Annotated in this window: 15 protein-coding genes and 1 tRNA gene; 6 read left to right on the forward strand and 10 right to left on the reverse strand. The window is 47.8% G+C overall.

The features are described 5' to 3' along the window. Nucleotides 1–43 precede the first annotated feature (43 nt). Together ACOMHB_RS03085 and ACOMHB_RS03090 are read right to left on the reverse strand one after the other, a co-directional pair. Complete coding sequence (locus ACOMHB_RS03085; protein ID WP_448215455.1) at nt 44–733, reverse strand: energy transducer TonB; 690 nt, start codon at nt 731–733, stop codon at nt 44–46. A 122-nt stretch (nt 734–855) separates the two neighbouring features. Beyond that, on the reverse strand, nt 856–3,024 hold the full coding sequence (locus ACOMHB_RS03090; protein ID WP_448215456.1) for a TonB-dependent hemoglobin/transferrin/lactoferrin family receptor: 2,169 nt from the start codon (nt 3,022–3,024) through the stop codon (nt 856–858). A 664-nt stretch (nt 3,025–3,688) separates the two neighbouring features. Between ACOMHB_RS03090 and ACOMHB_RS03095 the strand changes: the two genes are divergently transcribed. Then, nucleotides 3,689–4,198: a copper resistance protein NlpE gene (locus ACOMHB_RS03095; protein ID WP_448215457.1), complete on the forward strand. Its 510-nt coding sequence runs from the start codon at nt 3,689–3,691 to the stop codon at nt 4,196–4,198. Between the two features lie 48 nt (nt 4,199–4,246). On the opposite strand, the gene ACOMHB_RS03100 is transcribed toward ACOMHB_RS03095, so the two are convergent. Further along, nucleotides 4,247–5,332: an OmpA family protein gene (locus tag ACOMHB_RS03100; protein WP_448215458.1), complete on the reverse strand. Its 1,086-nt coding sequence runs from the start codon at nt 5,330–5,332 to the stop codon at nt 4,247–4,249. A 313-nt stretch (nt 5,333–5,645) separates the two neighbouring features. On the opposite strand from ACOMHB_RS03100, the gene ACOMHB_RS03105 reads away from it, so the two are divergent. Both ACOMHB_RS03105 and ACOMHB_RS03110 read left to right on the forward strand, forming a co-directional pair. Then, entirely contained in the window at nt 5,646–6,689 is a 1,044-nt protein-coding gene (locus ACOMHB_RS03105; RefSeq protein WP_448215459.1) for an endonuclease/exonuclease/phosphatase family protein, read from the forward strand. Between the two features lie 126 nt (nt 6,690–6,815). Beyond that, nucleotides 6,816–9,095 (forward strand): TonB-dependent hemoglobin/transferrin/lactoferrin family receptor, encoded by a 2,280-nt coding sequence (locus tag ACOMHB_RS03110; RefSeq protein ID WP_448215460.1) that lies wholly within the window; start codon nt 6,816–6,818, stop codon nt 9,093–9,095. Nucleotides 9,096–9,160: 65 nt separating this feature from the next. Here the strand turns inward: ACOMHB_RS03110 and ACOMHB_RS03115 are convergent, their stop codons facing one another. From ACOMHB_RS03115 to ACOMHB_RS03135, 5 genes are all read right to left on the reverse strand, one after another. Further along, a complete protein-coding gene (locus ACOMHB_RS03115) occupies nt 9,161–9,301 on the reverse strand; it encodes a hypothetical protein (protein ID WP_448215461.1) in 141 nt (46 codons plus the stop codon). Nucleotides 9,302–9,329: 28 nt separating this feature from the next. Beyond that, nucleotides 9,330–11,048 (reverse strand): hypothetical protein, encoded by a 1,719-nt coding sequence (locus ACOMHB_RS03120; protein WP_448215462.1) that lies wholly within the window; start codon nt 11,046–11,048, stop codon nt 9,330–9,332. A 362-nt stretch (nt 11,049–11,410) separates the two neighbouring features. Then, nucleotides 11,411–12,625 (reverse strand): RNA-guided endonuclease InsQ/TnpB family protein, encoded by a 1,215-nt coding sequence (locus tag ACOMHB_RS03125; protein WP_448218595.1) that lies wholly within the window; start codon nt 12,623–12,625, stop codon nt 11,411–11,413. After that, a complete protein-coding gene (locus ACOMHB_RS03130) occupies nt 12,537–13,112 on the reverse strand; it encodes an IS607 family transposase (protein ID WP_448215463.1) in 576 nt (191 codons plus the stop codon). The genes ACOMHB_RS03125 and ACOMHB_RS03130 overlap by 89 nt, the downstream gene beginning before the upstream one ends. Nucleotides 13,113–13,279: 167 nt before the next feature. Beyond that, nucleotides 13,280–14,365: an IS630 family transposase gene (locus ACOMHB_RS03135; RefSeq protein ID WP_448218589.1), complete on the reverse strand. Its 1,086-nt coding sequence runs from the start codon at nt 14,363–14,365 to the stop codon at nt 13,280–13,282. A gap of 267 nt (nt 14,366–14,632) precedes the next feature. Between ACOMHB_RS03135 and ACOMHB_RS03140 the strand changes: the two genes are divergently transcribed. Continuing rightward, on the forward strand, nt 14,633–14,827 hold the full coding sequence (locus tag ACOMHB_RS03140) for a hypothetical protein (RefSeq protein ID WP_422139671.1): 195 nt from the start codon (nt 14,633–14,635) through the stop codon (nt 14,825–14,827). 150 nt (nt 14,828–14,977) lie between these two features. Continuing rightward, nucleotides 14,978–15,220 carry a hypothetical protein gene (locus ACOMHB_RS03145; protein WP_448215464.1) on the forward strand — a complete coding sequence of 81 codons (243 nt, stop codon included), beginning with the start codon at nt 14,978–14,980 and terminating at the stop codon, nt 15,218–15,220. 106 nt (nt 15,221–15,326) lie between these two features. On the opposite strand, the gene ACOMHB_RS03150 is transcribed toward ACOMHB_RS03145, so the two are convergent. Next, nucleotides 15,327–15,527, reverse strand: a complete 201-nt coding sequence (locus ACOMHB_RS03150; RefSeq protein ID WP_448215465.1) for a beta-sandwich lipoprotein — start codon at nt 15,525–15,527, stop codon at nt 15,327–15,329. Between the two features lie 59 nt (nt 15,528–15,586). Then, nucleotides 15,587–15,663: transfer RNA gene (locus ACOMHB_RS03155), tRNA-Ile, on the reverse strand. 463 nt (nt 15,664–16,126) lie between these two features. Here ACOMHB_RS03155 and ACOMHB_RS03160 point away from each other — a divergent pair. Beyond that, a complete protein-coding gene (locus tag ACOMHB_RS03160) occupies nt 16,127–17,179 on the forward strand; it encodes a DUF2333 family protein (protein ID WP_448215466.1) in 1,053 nt (350 codons plus the stop codon). Nucleotides 17,180–17,195: the final 16 nt, after the last annotated feature.

The raw sequence follows: 17,195 nt of genomic DNA on the forward strand, positions 1-17,195 counted from the left end.
TTTTTATCTTCAAAATCTTCTATTTTGGGTGAGCCAGAGGCTGTTAATTCAGTTGGAATGCCACGGGAATATGGACCCGGGAAGCCACCAGCCGGTTGTTACGCTTCTGGGGTTCGAACTCCCAGTCTTCAACCGCTGCAATAGCCGACCGGTCGAGTAGCCTGAAACCGGACGACTCCAGCACTTTTATGCTCATTGCATGGCCTTCAATATCTATCAGGACTTCCAGCATAACGACGCCCTGCTGGTTTCTTCGTTGCGCAGTGCGCGGGTATTTGGGAGGGACGGACTTGCGAATAGCAGGTCTGGAGACGAAAACAGGCTCGTTGCTGAGACCTTCTGCTTCACTCTTTTCTGTGGCGGTTTTGACTACCTGAGTCTCTGCTTCTTTTTTGGGCGGTTTCGGTTTTTTCTCGACCACCTTTTCAGGCTCAGGTTCTTTTTTAACTTCGGGCTTTTCAGGTTGTGGCTCTGGTTCCGCTATCTTGACGACGTTTTTCTTTGGCTCTGGTTTCTTGATGGGCGTTGGTTTTTTCTCGACAGGTTTGGAGGTATCCCTGACAGGCTCCTGGGGAGCAGCCTGCTGCACTGAAGAAAAGGTCATTCTGATGGGAGCCCTGATGCTGCCCTGAGCCACTTTAGTCTGCTGAACTTCCTGCTGACCATGGTAGATAGCCGCTGCCATATGTACGGAAATGGAAATGATCAATGTGAGTAGCAGCGTTCGAGACATAATCGGTTTACTTGTGCATTGGCGAGTGAAGATTACTGCAACTTTAGGACGTATTCAATAAATCAAATGACAATAATTCGCATTTACTGAGTGCGCTGCAGTAACCGTCACAGGGTTAAAAGTCAGAACATATAGCGCACGTTCAGCTTGATATTGCGACCCGGCTCGTAGAGTGTTTCCCAGGCAGAAATGTAGTACTCGTTCATCAGGTTGTTGACTGTCAGATCGGTCTTGATGCCTTTCAGAGCGCCGGTAGTTGGCTCATAGCTAGCGTAAAGGTCGACCAGATCGTAGCTGTCGTATGAGGACTGGCCGTCGTAATCGGAACGAATATCTTCCTGAGCACTGACATAGGTGTACCGTGAACCAATTTTCAGGTCACCCTGCAGCATCAGGTAGGCAGCATCTGCAACCACTTTGTCGGCCGGTATGTTATCCAGATATTCACCCGTCTTTTTATCTTCGCCACGGGTCTGGCCGTAGGACAGGCCGAGCTGGATAGCCTGGTAACGATACTGGCCGACCAACTCAAAGCCCTTCAATTGAGCTTCATCAACATTCTTCCAGGTTGTTTTGGTTGGAACACCAAAGATGTTTGGATCGTAAACGAACTGGGTAATGAAGTTATCTACATCGTTCTGGAAGACGTTGGCTGTAATGGTCAGTTCATCATCACTCAGAAGGCCAGCAAAATTCATCCGGGCTGAAATTTCCTTATTCTTCGCTTCTTCAGGTTTGAGGTTCGGGTTGGGTACGAACCTGTTGGTGCCAACTGGCGTTGCAAAGTGAGTTCCTGTAGAGAACATTTCTTCCATATTCGGTGCGCGGAAGGCTTCATTGTAACTGGCAGTCAGAGTCAGCCAATCAGTGGTGTCCCAGATCAGGGCAACAGAAGGGGAGACTGCGTTGTCAGACTGTTTCTTCTCTTCAATGTCGGAGTCAGAACGGTTGTCCTTGGCCTCAAAGCGGTCATATCGAACCCCGGTTTGCAAAGTCCATGCCTCTGCCAAAGGAACATCTGCCTGAACAAAAGCACCTGCAGTGGTGGACTCGCCATCGAGATTTTCCGGGCGATTACCTTCATTTCCGAAGTCATCACGAACTGTTTCAATGGTGTTTTTGTAGGCATCAAGACCATAGGTTAAATCTAAATGAGTCAGCTTTGATACGTTGGTAAACGCTGCACCCAATGTCTTGTATCGGGTATTATCAGTCTGCTCGTCTTCAATACGATACTCATCAAATTCAGTATCGGTGTAAAACAGCTGGAACTTGCTGTCCACCAAAACGTTGTCAGGATTAAAAAGATAAGCAGCAGACAGGTTGGTGTTGGTGGACTCTTGAATAATCAATGGGGAGTCCGTATCCACAGCCGTTGCGGGATTGCTGGGAACTTTGGCATTGGTTTGAGCCTGCTGAGCTTTAAACTCAAGACGACTGTCGTCATTCAGCTGCCAGCCCAGTTTGGCCATACCACCCTGTTCGCGGGAGCCGGAGTTCTCAACCTCGTCTCCATTCCCTTCGCCGCTGGTCCCTGTTTCATAGTTACCACCGTCGTTATAGTAGCCATTGAGCAACCAGTCGAAGTTGTCATTCACACCATAAAGCGAGCCACTGGTGCGGGATTCATTATTGTTACTGTGGAAGCCCTGGGATACATAGCCACCCAAAGTTTCACCGGGTTCCAGCATTTCTTCTGCGGTTTTGGTGTTTTGCACAACGACACCGCCGATAGCACCTGAACCCCACAGGTTACTGGATGGACCCTTAACCACCTCAATAGATTTCAGCAGTTCCGGGTCTGTGAAATAACTACCACGGTGGCCGTTGGAGAAGTTTTGGCGGGCACCATCGGTGATCTGAAGAACACGAGTGCCTTCCAGACCGCGAATATTAATGTTCTGGGAGCTAGTGCGCGGGCCACCACTGACGGATACGTTTGGCAGAGACTGGACGGCTTGAGCCACAGACTCAGGTTGTTCCTGCTGGATCTGATACTGGTCTACGACTTCAATCGTCTGGGCTACATCGGTGATGTCTTTTTCAGATCGGGTGGCAGTGACTGTCACCTGATTGAGAAGGGTTGCATTGGTCTGAGGTGTGCTGTCTGCGTAAACAAAACCGGAAGACACTGCCATGACAGCAATTGCCAGTCTACTTTTGGTAAACGTCATTGTTGGCCTACGTGTACTGCTATTGGAGGATTCTTTATAGGGATCAATCACACAAGCGCAGTGTTCTGAATACCCCGAAGCGCTTGTGATGATGTTGCAGGATAATATGCAAAACACAACCTAAACGCAAATCATTATCATTTATATAAAGAAATTGGTTTTTGCGATTGTGATATTTTTGGTTGCTCTGTAGGTTTTTTTTTACAGGTTTGTAATTTTCATTCTGCTTTGCTTCCTGCCGGGAGTCTGTCGGACTTAAGCGTCCGTCTGGGCGACCCCGTCTGGGCGACCCCGTCCAGGTGGACGCTTAAGTCCGACAGGCTGCTGGTTTTCGGTTGCCTTATTCTGTCTTGCATCTAAAGTGGTAGCTTATGCACTGTGCAAATCTCGCAAAGGTCTCGGTATGTTTGTAACTCTCGTTCCGCCAGTGTTTGGAGTTGTTGTACGAGCAACATATTTCAGTCCTTCCTATCTGGTCTGGGGCAATTATCCAATACATCATCAGCAGCAAATAAATTTTTGTAACAGGTTTGATTGGCTGGATCGGCCCACTGGAATTTTTATCCACGGGATTAGATTTTCAACGAACACGGGTGATGTTTTCTGGGGGTTTGATACATATTTTTTCCGTGAGCAGGTACTACTGGACTGGCTAGTGAATTTTATTCCACTAGCGTCCTTTTCTAATGGGTTCTAAAGTCAAATGAGGCCTGTTCCAACATGATTTTCGCTTGGCGAATAGTCTTTAGTGACACTCCTTGCCTTGTCAAAGAGGTGTGAAATGAAAAAGACACTACTGGCGCTAACTGGTGTGGTGATCATCACAGTAGGCTGTCAGGATGAGAAACCGCCGGAGACAAGTGCGGTTGACGGTCCTCAGGCAGCACATCAGAAAAACGCAATTGATGTAGCTCCAATCGAAGAAGAGCAGCTGACCAACACCGATACTTTTGTCGATTCTGGTCAAAACGCGCAAAACGCTCTGAATTGGAGTGGCATTTACGAAGGTAAACTTCCCTGTGCAGATTGTGCAAGCATCGACACAACGCTGACACTCAATGAAGACGGCACCTACTCACTGGTTGAGTTGTATGAAGGCAAAGAAGGCGACCCAATCAAATCTGGAGGTAAATTCACCTGGAACAAATCGGGCAATGTTGTCACCTTGGTTGACGAGTCAGGTCCAAACCAATACTTCGTTGGTGAAAACATGCTAATGAAACTGGATGTGAACGGCGAGAAGGCAACGGGTGATTTAGCTTCACGCTACAATCTGAAAAAGATGCCCTGATGGTGACACTTGGCAAAGGAGAGTTCGAATGAACTCTCCTCGCCAGAACTACTGCTCGATCTTATGCTTCAGAGTGGCTTCAACCCGGCGGTTGGCGGCACGTCCTTCAGCTGTTTCATTGCTGGCAACAGGCAGATCTTCGCCGTAACCAACGGCTCTGATGCTGTCGCCTGCAATACCATAATCATTGATGAGAATGTTGCGAACTGCATCTGCACGACGCTGTGACAAGTTTCTGTTGTATTCCTCAGCACCTCTGTTGTCGGTGTAACCTCCGATCTCCACAGGTACTTCAGGGTAGGCTTTCAGGAACTGAACCACTTCGTCGACGTTATCAATCTCGCCGGTTACCACGGCAGAGTTGGTAGCAAAATTGACGCTGAGCTTCATGCTGATGTCTTTTATCAGTGCGATTTTGCAGCCATTGTCGTCGACTTTGCGACCTTCGGGAGTATTCGGGCACTGATCCATATAGTCCGGAACACCGTCTTTATCGCTGTCCAGTGCACAGCCACTGGCATCAACCGTCGCACCGGCTGGTGTATTTGGGCAATTGTCACGACTGTCAGGTACACCGTCCTGGTCGCTATCTGTTTCAACAGGCGCCGGGGCAGGAGCTGAACTTCCACCGAAGGCATAACTGATTCCGACATTGACCAGACTGTCCCAGGTGCTGTCGTCGGCTCCGTGGATGCCACGAACATCCCCGCGCAGTGACCAGTTTTCGTTAATGGCATAGCGAACACCAACGCCGGCATTGGCCTGTGTTTCCTGAGAGTCATTGAGCTTGCCTTCAAATTCCCCGTGGCCCACACCCAGAATGGCAAAAGGTTGCCACCTGGCTGTCATGGGTTTGAAGTAGTAGATAGCATCCAGGTAATACTGGTTGACATCGGTATCCCCAATTCTGCTGTCAGCATTGCTGTCGAGAAATCTCAGTTCTGTGGCCCATTGGTCGTTAAAGCGATATTCACCCCCCAGAGTCAGTGTGGTGGCATCGTCCAGATTGCGATCAGAATCAAAATTCTGAAGACCAATCGCAGGGTTGATATACCAGCGTCCTTCGTCAGCATAAACCGAAGCGGCCAATCCGGTGGAAATTACAAAAGCCAGTAACTGTCGTTTTTTATACACGGCTACATTCCTTGGTGTCGTTGGGATGTAGGCGAAGTGTACCTATTTAATGTGCATCTGTTAAATGTCTTTGTGGCGTTAAATGAGATTTCTATCCATATTAGACGACATAGACTTTGTAATATTGTAATGCCTTTATCCAAAAGCAGGTCGTTCAACCTGTACTGAAGTTCTGTATAAACGCGATAGTCAAAAAGAAATTGTAAGAGCCGCAGAAAACTGCGGTCTATACTGGGTATCCATGGTCGGCAATGAGAGGCTGGTTGAGAGCAGACTCTGGCCGATCTGACGTTTATCCAGTCAGGGTGGAACTATGCCTTCAGATTCGAAGACCTCTTCTTTTCATTCGTGGTTATTGTTGATCACTGTGTTACTCAAGCTGGGGCTGGCAGCCGGTTCTGCTTTTGCCAAACCCTCTGTTCAATGCACCGGAACACCGGAAAAGCTTGAAGCCGGTCAATCCATTAAAGTGATGACCTGGAATGTGCAGTTTATGGCCGGAGGCATCTATGAACTATGGAAGCCCCCGCAGCAACTCGAAGCTCTGGCTCTTGACAAGCAATTGTCTGTTTTTCATCAGGTAGCAGACCTGATTGAAGAAGAGAACCCTGATATCCTTCTGCTTCAGGAAGTCGACGTAGACCCCAGAGTCAGGATGAGCCAGATCCAGTGGTTGAAAGACGCCCTGCCTGCAAGGTTTCATTGCAGTGCCTTCACCGCTTATAGTTATTTGAACGAACGGGCCTCACCGAATGTCCGGAAAGAGCCGGGTGGAGTGAACCTGCTGACCTTATCCCGGTTTGCTATTGACAGTGTCGTCAGGCATGACCTTCCTGCCATACCTGATCAGTCTCTTTATCCTGCGACCACTCAACGGGCCCTGCTGGAGACCGAAATCAACCTGGGAGCCGGGTCACTGACGGTGATTAACACGCATCTGGATGCTTTTGCCCAAGGGCTGGATATTATGCAAAGGCAGGTAAAGCAATTGGCTGAGCGGCTGGACCGGATGGGGGCCGACTCCCTGTGGATTACCGGAGGGGATTTCAATTTGATTCCGCAGGGACAGTATGAGCACCTCGATGACTCCGAGCAGTTCTGGTATCAGAAAGACTCCGAGTTATCCGTACTGACCGACAGGTTTCCGGTTGTTCCAACGCCTCAACAGGCTTCTGGAGAGGAAAGGCAACGGTGGTTCACTAGTCGAACCCGTCAGGATCTGGGTCTGGATCGGACGCTGGATTATCTCTTTTACTCAGCAAAGCTGGATCTGGTGAAGGCCAGAGTGGTCCAAAAAGCTGAAATGCTCTCGGATCATGTGCCTTTAGTGGCGGAGTTCAGATTGCAGAAGAACTGATTTATTTTCAGGATTAACCTGACTGATCTCTCAATTATCAGTCCTGTTCGTCATACTCGGTCACTGACTCGGGAGACGCTGTAACAATCGCATTGACGCCCGAACTTCAGGAATTGCTGTTAAACAATGAGCCTACCTGCGATTCAAAAAACACATCTGGCCCTGGCCGTCATGGCAGTAGCAAATGTCACAGTCAAGGCTGAAGAAGCTTTGCCGTCTATACAACCCACTCTGCTGGACCAGGTGACTGTATCAGCGACACTGACTGAACAGAATCTCGATTCGGTGGCCAGCAGCGTAGATGTCACCACGGCGGATGACATTGAAAAGAGAATGGTCAATGACATTGATGACCTGGTTCGTTACGAGCCGGGGGTCAGGGTCACAAATGATGGCAGAACCGGTGCAGGCAGCTTCAATATTCGTGGGATGGATGCCAACCGGGTCAAGATTACTGTAGACGGAGTGGATCAGGCCAAAGCCTTTGATTCCACCAAAATGTTTTTGCGTTCCCAGCGAAATTTTATTGACCTCGAAACCATCAAGGTCGTTGAAGTCTTAAAAGGTCCGGCATCGACCGTACATGGTAGCGATGCTATCGGCGGTGTTGTTGCTTTTGTCACCAAAGACCCGGCAGACTTTCTTCATCCCGAAGGTAATGACGCCTACGCATCACTGAAGGGGGGATACTCCTCTGCTGACAGTGCCTTTACTGAAACAGCAACGTTTGCTAATCGCAGTGATGATCTGGAAAGCCTGCTGATTTATACCCGTCGCGATGCCAAAGAAACCCGGACCCATGGTGGTGCCGATGTGAAGGGTGAGGCCAGGGAAGAAGCCGACCCCAAGGATATTGGTGTCAATAACGTACTGGGCAAGTTACAGTACCAATTGAACGACGATCATCGTATGGGGCTGACAGTTGAGTGGCGGGAGCTTCACTCTGACACTGATTTATTGTCAATGGTCGGTGTACAGCCCACTGGAAACCCTTCTCCTTACAGCAAATTTGAAGCAGAGGACTCAACAAAACGTCAACGCCTTGGCGTGTTTCATGAGTGGGAAGCGTTCATACCGGTTTTCGATACGCTTAAGTGGACCCTGAACTGGCAGGAAACCGAGACTAATCAGATTACCTACGATGAAATGCTGGTCGAGGTCCCGGACCCTTCGAAATGGAAAACCCAGGCGAGAAACAAGGATTACATCTACAGGGAAACCAGCTGGCAGCTGGATCTGAAGATGACCAAATGGCTTGACTTCAAATCCTCCGATCACCTTATCAGCTATGGACTGGAGCTGGGAAGAAAAGAGCAGAATAACCTGAACAAGACCACATACGTCAAAAATCCAGCTGGTGAAGAGAATGACATTAGTCGTTATGCGCCGCTGGCGACCGTTGAATCTTCGGGTATCTATCTTCAGGATGAAATAACCCTGCTGGACGATCGTCTGACCGTGACACCAGGCATTCGTTATGACAGTTTTTCACCAGAAACTGAAACGGATCAATATTATAAAAAAGCATATAAAGACAAATCATACGACAGTTGGTCTGGAAAACTGGGCGCTGTTTACAAGTTCACAGACGTATTTTCAGGGTTTGTACAATACAGCCAGGGCTTTGGCACACCTGATTTATTTGCGATGTACTTTGAAGAAATCGTACCTGTCGGTTCAATGAATATTCATGTCATGCCTAATCCCGATCTGGAGCCCGAGAAAAGTGACTCTATTGAAGTAGGATTGAGAGCGAACGGGCGACTTGGAAGTGCAGAAATCACTGCATTTTATAATCGGTATGACGACTTTATTGAAATGGTTCCCCTTGGAACAGTTGGGAGAGATGTTCAGTACCAGTATCAGAATCTGGATGACACAACCATCAAGGGTCTTGAGTTCAAGGGCCAGCTCTGGCTGGATGAAGCCATAGGGGCGCCCATTGGAACAAGTTTTAAGACAGCGGTTGCCTGGAGTAAAGGTCAGGGTACTTTCTCCAATGATAAGGGAGAATTATTTAAAGACGATCCTTTAAACAGTATTGCTCCGCTCACCGCTGTTATTGGACTGGCCTATGATTCACCCGATGACAACTGGGGCGGGGAAATGATGTGGACTCTGGTCGCCGCGAAAGATAAAGACGATATCTCTAATAGCGATATTGCTTCAGACGAGAGTGAAGCAGGGGGCGAACAGTTTGCAACACCTGGCTATGGTCTTGTAGATATGACCACTTATTGTAAGCCCATTAAAGACGTGATTCTCACTGCCGGTATTTTCAACATTACTGACAAGAAATACTGGAAGTGGGATGATGTACGCGGTCTTTCTGACACTTATAAGGGCCTTAACCGTTATACCCAGACCGGCAGGAACTTTTCTGTCAGTATGAAGTGGGAGATATGACCAGGCTGTGTCACAACTCTGGTTCCCTTGGGAACCCATTCCTTGCCTCAACCTGAAAACTTCCTTTAAAACACACCATTATCGTTGCGAATGTTGCCGCCACTCATCATTGAATAGAAGCGCATAAAACCGTCCAACGCTTGAATGGAATCCCGGTGTTCAATAATACGACCATTCTCCAAACGCCAGGTATCAATGATATTCATACCCTTTTCATCGTTACTACGATCATCTTTATTCAATGTGGCGTGGGAATGAAAGATCACCCTGGTTCACATCAACAGGCTTGCGTTTTCGATGTATTCTTTTGTGATTCGACAGGTCTTGCGCGTTTTTGCAGACCTTCCCACAAGCTCGCTGCTGGCCATCTTCTTGGACCACGGTTTCGCTACAGGTTTTTTGCCCGGAGTGGTCTCTCATTTTGTGATTCGCCAGGGCTATGATATGCCTGCAAACTCTTCCGCATGGTCGTTGCTGTCCATCTTCTCCAACCACGATCACTTCACAGGTTTTTTGCCCACTGTGGATTTTGCTTTTGTGATCCAGCATTGCTCGAGCGTTCTTAAGGACTCTCCTGCATGGTCGCAGTTGGCCATCCTGTCCGAGCGTGGTCAAGTTACAGGTTTGTTGCACGGAGTGAGCTCTTCTTTTGTGATCCGACAGGGCTTGAAAATTCTTAAAGACCTTCCCGCATGGCCGCAGCTGACCATCCCCCCCGGGCACGGTCAAGGAACAGGTTTTTTGCCCGGTGTGGAAGCTGGTTTTATGAGACGACAATGATCGTTTATTTTTTAAAATCTTTCCGCATGGTCGCAGCTGTTTATCTTTCCCGAGCACGGTCAGGTCACATGTTTGTTGTCCAGTGTGAGCCTCTCTTTTGTGAGCCGAAAGGATTTGAGCATTCTTAAAGGTTTTCCCACATGGCCACAGCTGGCCACTCTCCCCGGGCACGGTCAAGTCACAGGTTTTTTGCCCGGTGTGGATGCTGCTTTTGTGAGACGACAGGGCTCTGACATTTTTACAGACCGATCCGCATTGACGAAGATGGCCATCCTCCCCTAACACTAACACGTTGCAAGTTACTTTCCTGGCAAGGCTGGTTGCATCGGCTTCCCCTGAAACTACTGAGTTCAGGGCAGCACCATCGGAAGAGTTGCAACTATCACACTGTGTATTGGCCAAATGGGGGCATGAAATTTGTCCGGGTGTTTCTTCTGTGTTGTTTGTTGAACTTTCTTCACAAACCAACGCTCCACTCTCGGATGAATTGGAAGATTGTCGGAATCGACAAACACCATTACAGGGGTAGAGATAACAATTTAAACCCAAAGTATGCAGGTATTGTTCAGGGCCTTCGTTGTTATTGCCAGAGTCAGAATTCAGGAGCCTGGTGAAATAGCCTGTAATGTAAGTGGTAGCCTGTGGGATTTGCTGGTCGGATGATGTTGATGGCTGGCCTTGTTGTGGGGCATGTTCAGAGCCAGGCATCATAGTGGTGATTACGAACAGATGATTTTGATACGCTTCTTTTTGTTCAATCGAATTAAACACTGGTGAGTCGGGGTTGAAATAGCTTTTTAAAAGCCAACCGACAGCGATAGCTGTTGCCAGAGGCGGCCATGAACAAGGGAGTGAGTCCAGAGGGGAGTTTTGGATGGTCAGAAATAGTTCACAAGCAACCAGCAGATTCGTAGCACAAAGCCACTGCCACGAAATTGACTCAATGAGGATCGTTTTCACCCTGTAGCTGTATGGTTTGTGTCGTTTGTCATCAGGTGACGAGCCGGGTTCTGCATAGCCGTCTGAGTCGATATTGTCTGTAGGGTTGCCCGACAACATGCGGCGATCAAGCTTTATAGAAAAGTCCCGGTTTGGAAAATCTGCACTCTGCTCGAGCTCGACAACAAAATGTCTTGTCAACGGTTTAGATTGGCTGATGACAGACAATGACATTAAGAGCAGTGCTGAAAAGAGTAAGTGTTTAATAATTCTATCCCTGCCTTCTGGTTTACAGGGAGGAAGGATAGATCAAGATAATAAGTGTGCTTTTGCGTCTTCCACGTGAAAGGGCTGGGCGCTTGCGCAGACCTTCCCGCACTGTTGCTGCTTGTTCTTTCCGGAAGCCGGCCTTCCGGGACTTGAGCCCGGGACCTGCCGAGTATGTGTCTTTCAATTTGTGCTTTCGTATCATTCCAAATGATCCCTTATCTTGCTTATAACCTCTTGTTTACTGGACTTATTATTTCCATAAGCTTCCAAGCTCTTGATTAAAACCGCAACGAGCGCAACACTCGCTGTTATGGCTAAGGTTCAAGCTACCTTGTCAAACACTTAAGAAAGACATTTCTGGCACCGTTGATATCACGATCAACGGTGAAGCCCTCACCCTTAATAACCTTGGAAGAACCTAATTTTTCGTCAATGGTCCCGTTCCATGATCGAGTCTTGGATGTATAGGCTTCGTTGCAATAAACTACATGCTTTCCATACTTTTTTGCGTACCACTTAAGCCGAATTTTGAATTGGTAGTGATTGAGGTCAAGCATCTGGCGGCAGGTGTTACGGCGAATGGTGCGAACCTTCTTATCTTTGCGTGTGACCATACCTCTTGTCTCAAAGGTTGGCAAAAATACAACGTCGTAGTTCGACACCAACTCGAACGCCAGCCGGTTATGCAGATCAAGAACAATGTCATCCTTTTTGCATTTCAGCCGGTCAATTTCCCTGTTGAAATGAATAATCCGATCTCTTGCCCACTGGGGCATATCGGGGAACTCAACGCCCTTCTGCGTGTTCAGGATTTTTTGCTTTTGACTGATCAAGCTGTCCACTTGCTTCATCAGTGGGAACAGCTTTGTTTTTGCAACGTTATTACCCGCTATCAACGCCTCTTTTTCGCTGTAGCAAGTGGCAAAGGTGCGAACTCCGGGGTCAACTCCAACGCATCTAACCTTCCCTTGGATTTCGGGATTTAGCTCAATATGTTGTTGAACCTGAATGAACCAGCGACCTTTGTCGTAGGTTATGACACAAGACTTGCCAATCGCTTCTGCTGGCACATCTTCTGTCAGGTGAATCTTGCCAAGAGCCTGTATGCAGGGATTTAATCCCTTTGGGAAACGATCAATAGAGAATGAGTGCCTGCTACCTTTGCGGCTTTTGAAACTGATTTCTGCAAAGCCCTCTTTAGTTCCCTTGAGCTTCTTGTTGTGCTTGCAGATCGCTTTGAATGTAACCGCTGCCGCCAGTGTTCCATTATCAGAAACAAGCGAGTTATAAGCCCTGCCACTTTCTTTTTGCTCCTGCTCCACTTGAGCTTTAATGGCGGGTCGCATGTTGATGAATTTTCCGCTGGCATCTTTATAGTCATCGTTACGGAAACGCTCAACAGCAAGGTTGTACGACCTGCGATAGAGTATCAGGGCATCGTGATAGGCTTGCTTATTCTCTGGGTAAAACCTGATCTTTTTTGACGCTACTCTCTTTGCGTCCTTTGCGTCTTTTAGCAGATTGCTTCCCGTAGTGGTTATTGCAGAATGAGGTAATGAAACCGATAAGCTCTTGGGTGTCGAATGACTCACTGGCGTTATCCGGGTCATCCAAAACCTCGATGTGTCCTCCCGATAATTCAACAAGCCATTTGATGAGTCCAAACCCTGATCGGGCAAGGCGATCTTTTGTGGCAACCACAATATGGGTTGGATTTCCGCGCACCGCTGATTCCAGAATGGTTTGCAGTCCTTTTCGCTTAAAGTTGAAAGCACTGGCAATGTCGCTGATAAATTCTGCATCAGGGTGCTCTTTGAGTAAGATACGCTTTTGCGTGTCGATGCTGGATTTTTGCTTTCCAGAACTCACTCTTGTATAGCATATCTTCCTCTGCCGGTTAATGAATATGCGGAAGTGACCACCACTGGTTTGCTTCACTTTTTCGTAGTGACCGCTTTCGATCTTGCGCCTCATAGTTTGGCTGGTTACGCCTTCAATCATGGCTAGCTTTGTAGTTGAACCCCACAAGATAAATTCACCTTTTGACGATTTATCTTGTGTCTGGCGTAATTGATTTTGCGATTGTTGCAATTTTATTTGACTGTACTATTGTTTTCCGCTCAAGTCCGACAGAAAGGGGGGTAATAGAAGGTGCAAAGAGGGCGCAACATCCAAAGATGGTTTTAATGGCAAAACTAGTGTAGTGCGTCGTTCTTTTTGCAACTTAACCGGCGATTAGCCCGAACGACTTTTTCTAAGATATCATTTGCCTTAGCAGTCCAGATAAACGGCTTTGGATTTTGATTATGCTTTTCAATATATTCATCAATCGCACTGACTAGCTGTGGCACACTGACAAACACACCACGGCGTAAACGCTGACTCGTGAGATCCCGAAAAAATCTCTCAACCATGTTTAACCATGATGCTGACGTTGGCGTAAAGTGCATATGAAAACGAGGATGTTTTTCCAGCCATTCTCGCACCTTCGGGTGTTTGTGAGTCGCATAGTTGTCGCAAATCAGGTGCAGCTCTTTGTCTTTTGCCGTTTCCCTATTTATCTGTTTAAGAAACTTCAACCATTCCACATGGGTATGACGCTGCTGGCACTGACCGATGACAGCACCATCAAGTACATTCAGTGCTGCAAAGAGAGTGGTTGTACCATGTCGTTTATAATCATGAGTCATTGTTGCGGCACGCCCTTTCTTCAACGGTAAGCCAGGCTGTGTTCGATCGAGTGCCTGAACCTGACTTTTTTCATCACAGCACAGCACCAACGCATGTTCAGGAGGAGACAGATAGAGTCCGACAATATCTTCAAGCTTCTCCACAAATTTCGGGTCTCGGGACACCTTGAATGTCTTTTCCAGGTGAGGCTTGAGGCCATATGCATGCCATATCCGGCGAACACTTCTCTCACTGATACCGCTAACAGCAGCCATAGTTCGGGTGCTCCAGTGAGTGGCATTTTCCGGAAGGGTGTTTGTGGTCAGACTCACAATCTCAGCAGCATCAATCTTCTTTTTACGGCCACTGCGAGCTCGATCCTGTTCAATCCCGGAGAAGCCTTCCTGAGCATATCGGTCACGCCAGCGGCTGACCTGATGACGACCGATCTTCAGTATTTGCGCAATCTCAAGATTGCTTTTTCCTTCTGCAGAGAGAAGAACAATCTGGGCACGGCGGGCCAAGCGAAGAGGGCAAGTATTTGATGAAGTAATCTTTCTGAGTCGTATTTCTTCAGAAGCATCAAGTATTATCTCTGTGGCAACTCGCATAGTAAAAACAGGCAGTGGTTGGAATAACATCCATAGTAGACCGTTAGGAGTCTTTATGTACTGTTAATTAGGTCGCACTACACTAGCCCCAACTCAAGTGAAGAGCATTAAATACCGGCTTAGTGAACAGGTATGGAGTCGCGATGATGGAGTTTTGCTATTTGAGAAAAGGAATAGCGGTATTGTTGAGGCTTACCGACAGGCCAACAGCAGTACTTAAAAATAGGAAATACGTAAAAAAGGTAGGTCTAAATCGGAAATAAAACCATGCCAGCACAACAAAAGCCGCAATACATAACCGATGACGAGGGAAACCGGGTATCAGTCGTTTTGCCTGTGGATCAATATCAGGAGCTGTTAGAAGACCTTGAAGATCTTGCGACAGTGGCAGAGCACCGGTGCGAGGAAACCGTATCCCATGATGAGCTTATCAAGTCACTGAAGGCAGACGGCAAGCTATGAGTCGGGAAGAGCGGGAGGCGTTGTTGGTTAAGGTGGAGTAAGCAAATGAAAAGGACATCCAGAGATTGATAAACCAGTTCACACTTTTCACTGTGCAATACCTTGGCGGCCCTCTCACAATGCCTGCTATTCTGACTGCTTCTACAGCAAATGATAAGGGTACGCAGTGTGTCACTGGAACATCGTGTAGAGAGACTTGAATCCCATTTTGAATCACTGGATAACGCTGTACACCGCTTCGTCCAGATTACCGGGGAAACACAGAAGATTGTGCTGGAAAATCATCGAAAGAACCGGCTCATGTTCGCTCAGGTAGAAAAACGTTTTGATCAGCAAGACCACAAGATCGAGGCTTACCAGTCTGAGAACTGCAAACATTTTGACAAAATATAAGAAACTCTCGCCATCATCGCAAACCACCTTCGGAAATAGCCACGCCGCCTGGCAACTCGCTTGACGGAGACAGCTACGCTGCCCGTCAGCTCTTCGGGTTATATGTCTACTTTGTCATACTCTCCATCAGGTCATCAGTAGAACCGTTAATATCAATATTCGGCATGATACTTTGTGGCTTCCAGATGATTCGGTTGTGATAAACACTCACACCAACACCGTCCATCTGTTCAGCAAAGTATGTGACATTATCGGACAACCCCAAGAAGTGCTTTTTAAATTCATTGGGACCCGTCTTACTAGGCACAATAAACGAGACACAAAAAAGCCCGTAGTGTTCACTGACGCTACGGGCTTTGCTGTATCTGGTGGGCCTTCCGGGACTCGAACCCAGGACCTGCCGATTATGAGTCGGATGCTCTAACCAACTGAGCTAAAGGCCCCATTTTGACACCAACCCCGTAATCTTTCCTGTTGGTAGCGTATAACGCACAAGACTTCAGGGCTTGGTTCTTAGTGGAGGTGAATTATAAGCATATCAGGGCGCTCTCGCCAACCCTCTGATTTTAATAAAGCTTTTATCGATCAAAAAAGGTTCTTTAACAGGTCTTGAAGTGTAAAAGAAGCATCGTTGGCACCTGCTTTTTTGTCAGCGCCTGCTGTGTCTTGTCGAAATAAAAGCCGTGCCTCTGTTGGATGGAAGTCCGGCAGGTCATGAAGGATTGTGGCAGGGGCATTTTCCCGCCCTATCAGCAAAGCGCAGCAATTTTGCGATAGCCTCGTATTGGGCGAGGGCTCACGGCGTTTTGCCAAGCGGTCATTCACATAGTGCAATGACTGCGTCTTTAATACCCGCCCTGAATAGAGGATAATGAACAGGATTCAGATTGGAGCAATGAGGAATCTATGGCTCTGGAAAAGATAAAAGAGCGTCTGTCTTCAGTAACTGAGGGTCTCACGAGCACCCTGAGTGGTGGTATACCTGGGGCCAAAATGATTGCTGTTGCTGTTGGTGTCCTGATAATTGGCCTGACTGCTTTAGGTATTTACTGGAGTATTGAACCGGATAGTTTTTCAGTAAAAGCCAATACTGAGCAGATGGCACAGGCCAATGACCAGGAAGTTGTGGTGGGTTACACGACTACGGCTACGCTTTATCGTATTGCTGACACGCTGCTGAGCAAATCCGGTGGCTATATCCGAAATGATATCGGTCCTCCCGGTGTGTTTATGGATAATATGCCAAGCTGGGAGCTGGGTGTGTTGGTTCAGGTGCGTGATATGGCGCGCTCTCTTCGTAAAGATATGAGTCGTTCGCAGTCCCAGTCTCAGGAAGATCGCGATCTTGCCATTGCCGAGCCTCAGTTTAACTTTGATTCCAGGAGTTGGATTCTTCCTTCCAGTGAAAAAGAATACCAGCGTGGTATCGATAAGCTGGGCAATTATATGCGTCGACTGCCCGATAAGCAGGATCCCGCCCAGTTCTACGCCCGTGCCGATAACCTGACCCGCTGGCTGACCGATGTTGAAACCCGTCTGGGCAGTCTTTCTCAAAGACTCAGTGCCAGTGTCGGCAAACCGCGTATTAATACTGATCTGGCAGGGGATGCGGAAGCTTCCCAGTCCACAGAAGCAGAGACGCTGGTGGAAGTGAAAACGCCCTGGACCAAAATCGATGATGTTTTCTACGAAGCCCGTGGTTCTTCCTGGGCACTGATTCATCTAATGAAGGCGATAGAGGTCGACTTTGCCGATGTACTGGAAAAAAAGAACGCTACGATCAGCCTGAAGCAAATTATTCGGGAACTGGAAGCTACTCAGGAAACAGTCTGGAGTCCATTCATTCTTAACGGTAGCGGATTTGGCATATTGGCCAACCATTCACTGGTCATGGCCAATTATATCTCTCGCGCCAATGCCGGCATTATCGATTTGCGCCGACTGCTTGAGCAGGGGTAGATGCACTGTGAATTGT

Source organism: Endozoicomonas sp. 2B-B, from assembly GCF_053470045.1.

What these genes read in the sequence shown, in the direction of transcription:
- ACOMHB_RS03085 (WP_448215455.1), bottom strand. Translation starts at nt 733, where the DNA reads ATGTCTCGAACGCTGCTACTCACATTGATCATTTCCATTTCCGTACAT.
- ACOMHB_RS03095 (WP_448215457.1), top strand. Translation starts at nt 3,689, where the DNA reads ATGAAAAAGACACTACTGGCGCTAACTGGTGTGGTGATCATCACAGTA.
- ACOMHB_RS03105 (WP_448215459.1), top strand. Translation starts at nt 5,646, where the DNA reads ATGCCTTCAGATTCGAAGACCTCTTCTTTTCATTCGTGGTTATTGTTG.
- ACOMHB_RS03110 (WP_448215460.1), top strand. Translation starts at nt 6,816, where the DNA reads ATGAGCCTACCTGCGATTCAAAAAACACATCTGGCCCTGGCCGTCATG.
- ACOMHB_RS03115 (WP_448215461.1), bottom strand. Translation starts at nt 9,301, where the DNA reads ATGAATATCATTGATACCTGGCGTTTGGAGAATGGTCGTATTATTGAA.
- ACOMHB_RS03120 (WP_448215462.1), bottom strand. Translation starts at nt 11,048, where the DNA reads ATGTCATTGTCTGTCATCAGCCAATCTAAACCGTTGACAAGACATTTT.
- ACOMHB_RS03135 (WP_448218589.1), bottom strand. Translation starts at nt 14,365, where the DNA reads ATGCGAGTTGCCACAGAGATAATACTTGATGCTTCTGAAGAAATACGA.
- ACOMHB_RS03140 (WP_422139671.1), top strand. Translation starts at nt 14,633, where the DNA reads ATGCCAGCACAACAAAAGCCGCAATACATAACCGATGACGAGGGAAAC.
- ACOMHB_RS03145 (WP_448215464.1), top strand. Translation starts at nt 14,978, where the DNA reads ATGATAAGGGTACGCAGTGTGTCACTGGAACATCGTGTAGAGAGACTT.
- ACOMHB_RS03160 (WP_448215466.1), top strand. Translation starts at nt 16,127, where the DNA reads ATGGCTCTGGAAAAGATAAAAGAGCGTCTGTCTTCAGTAACTGAGGGT.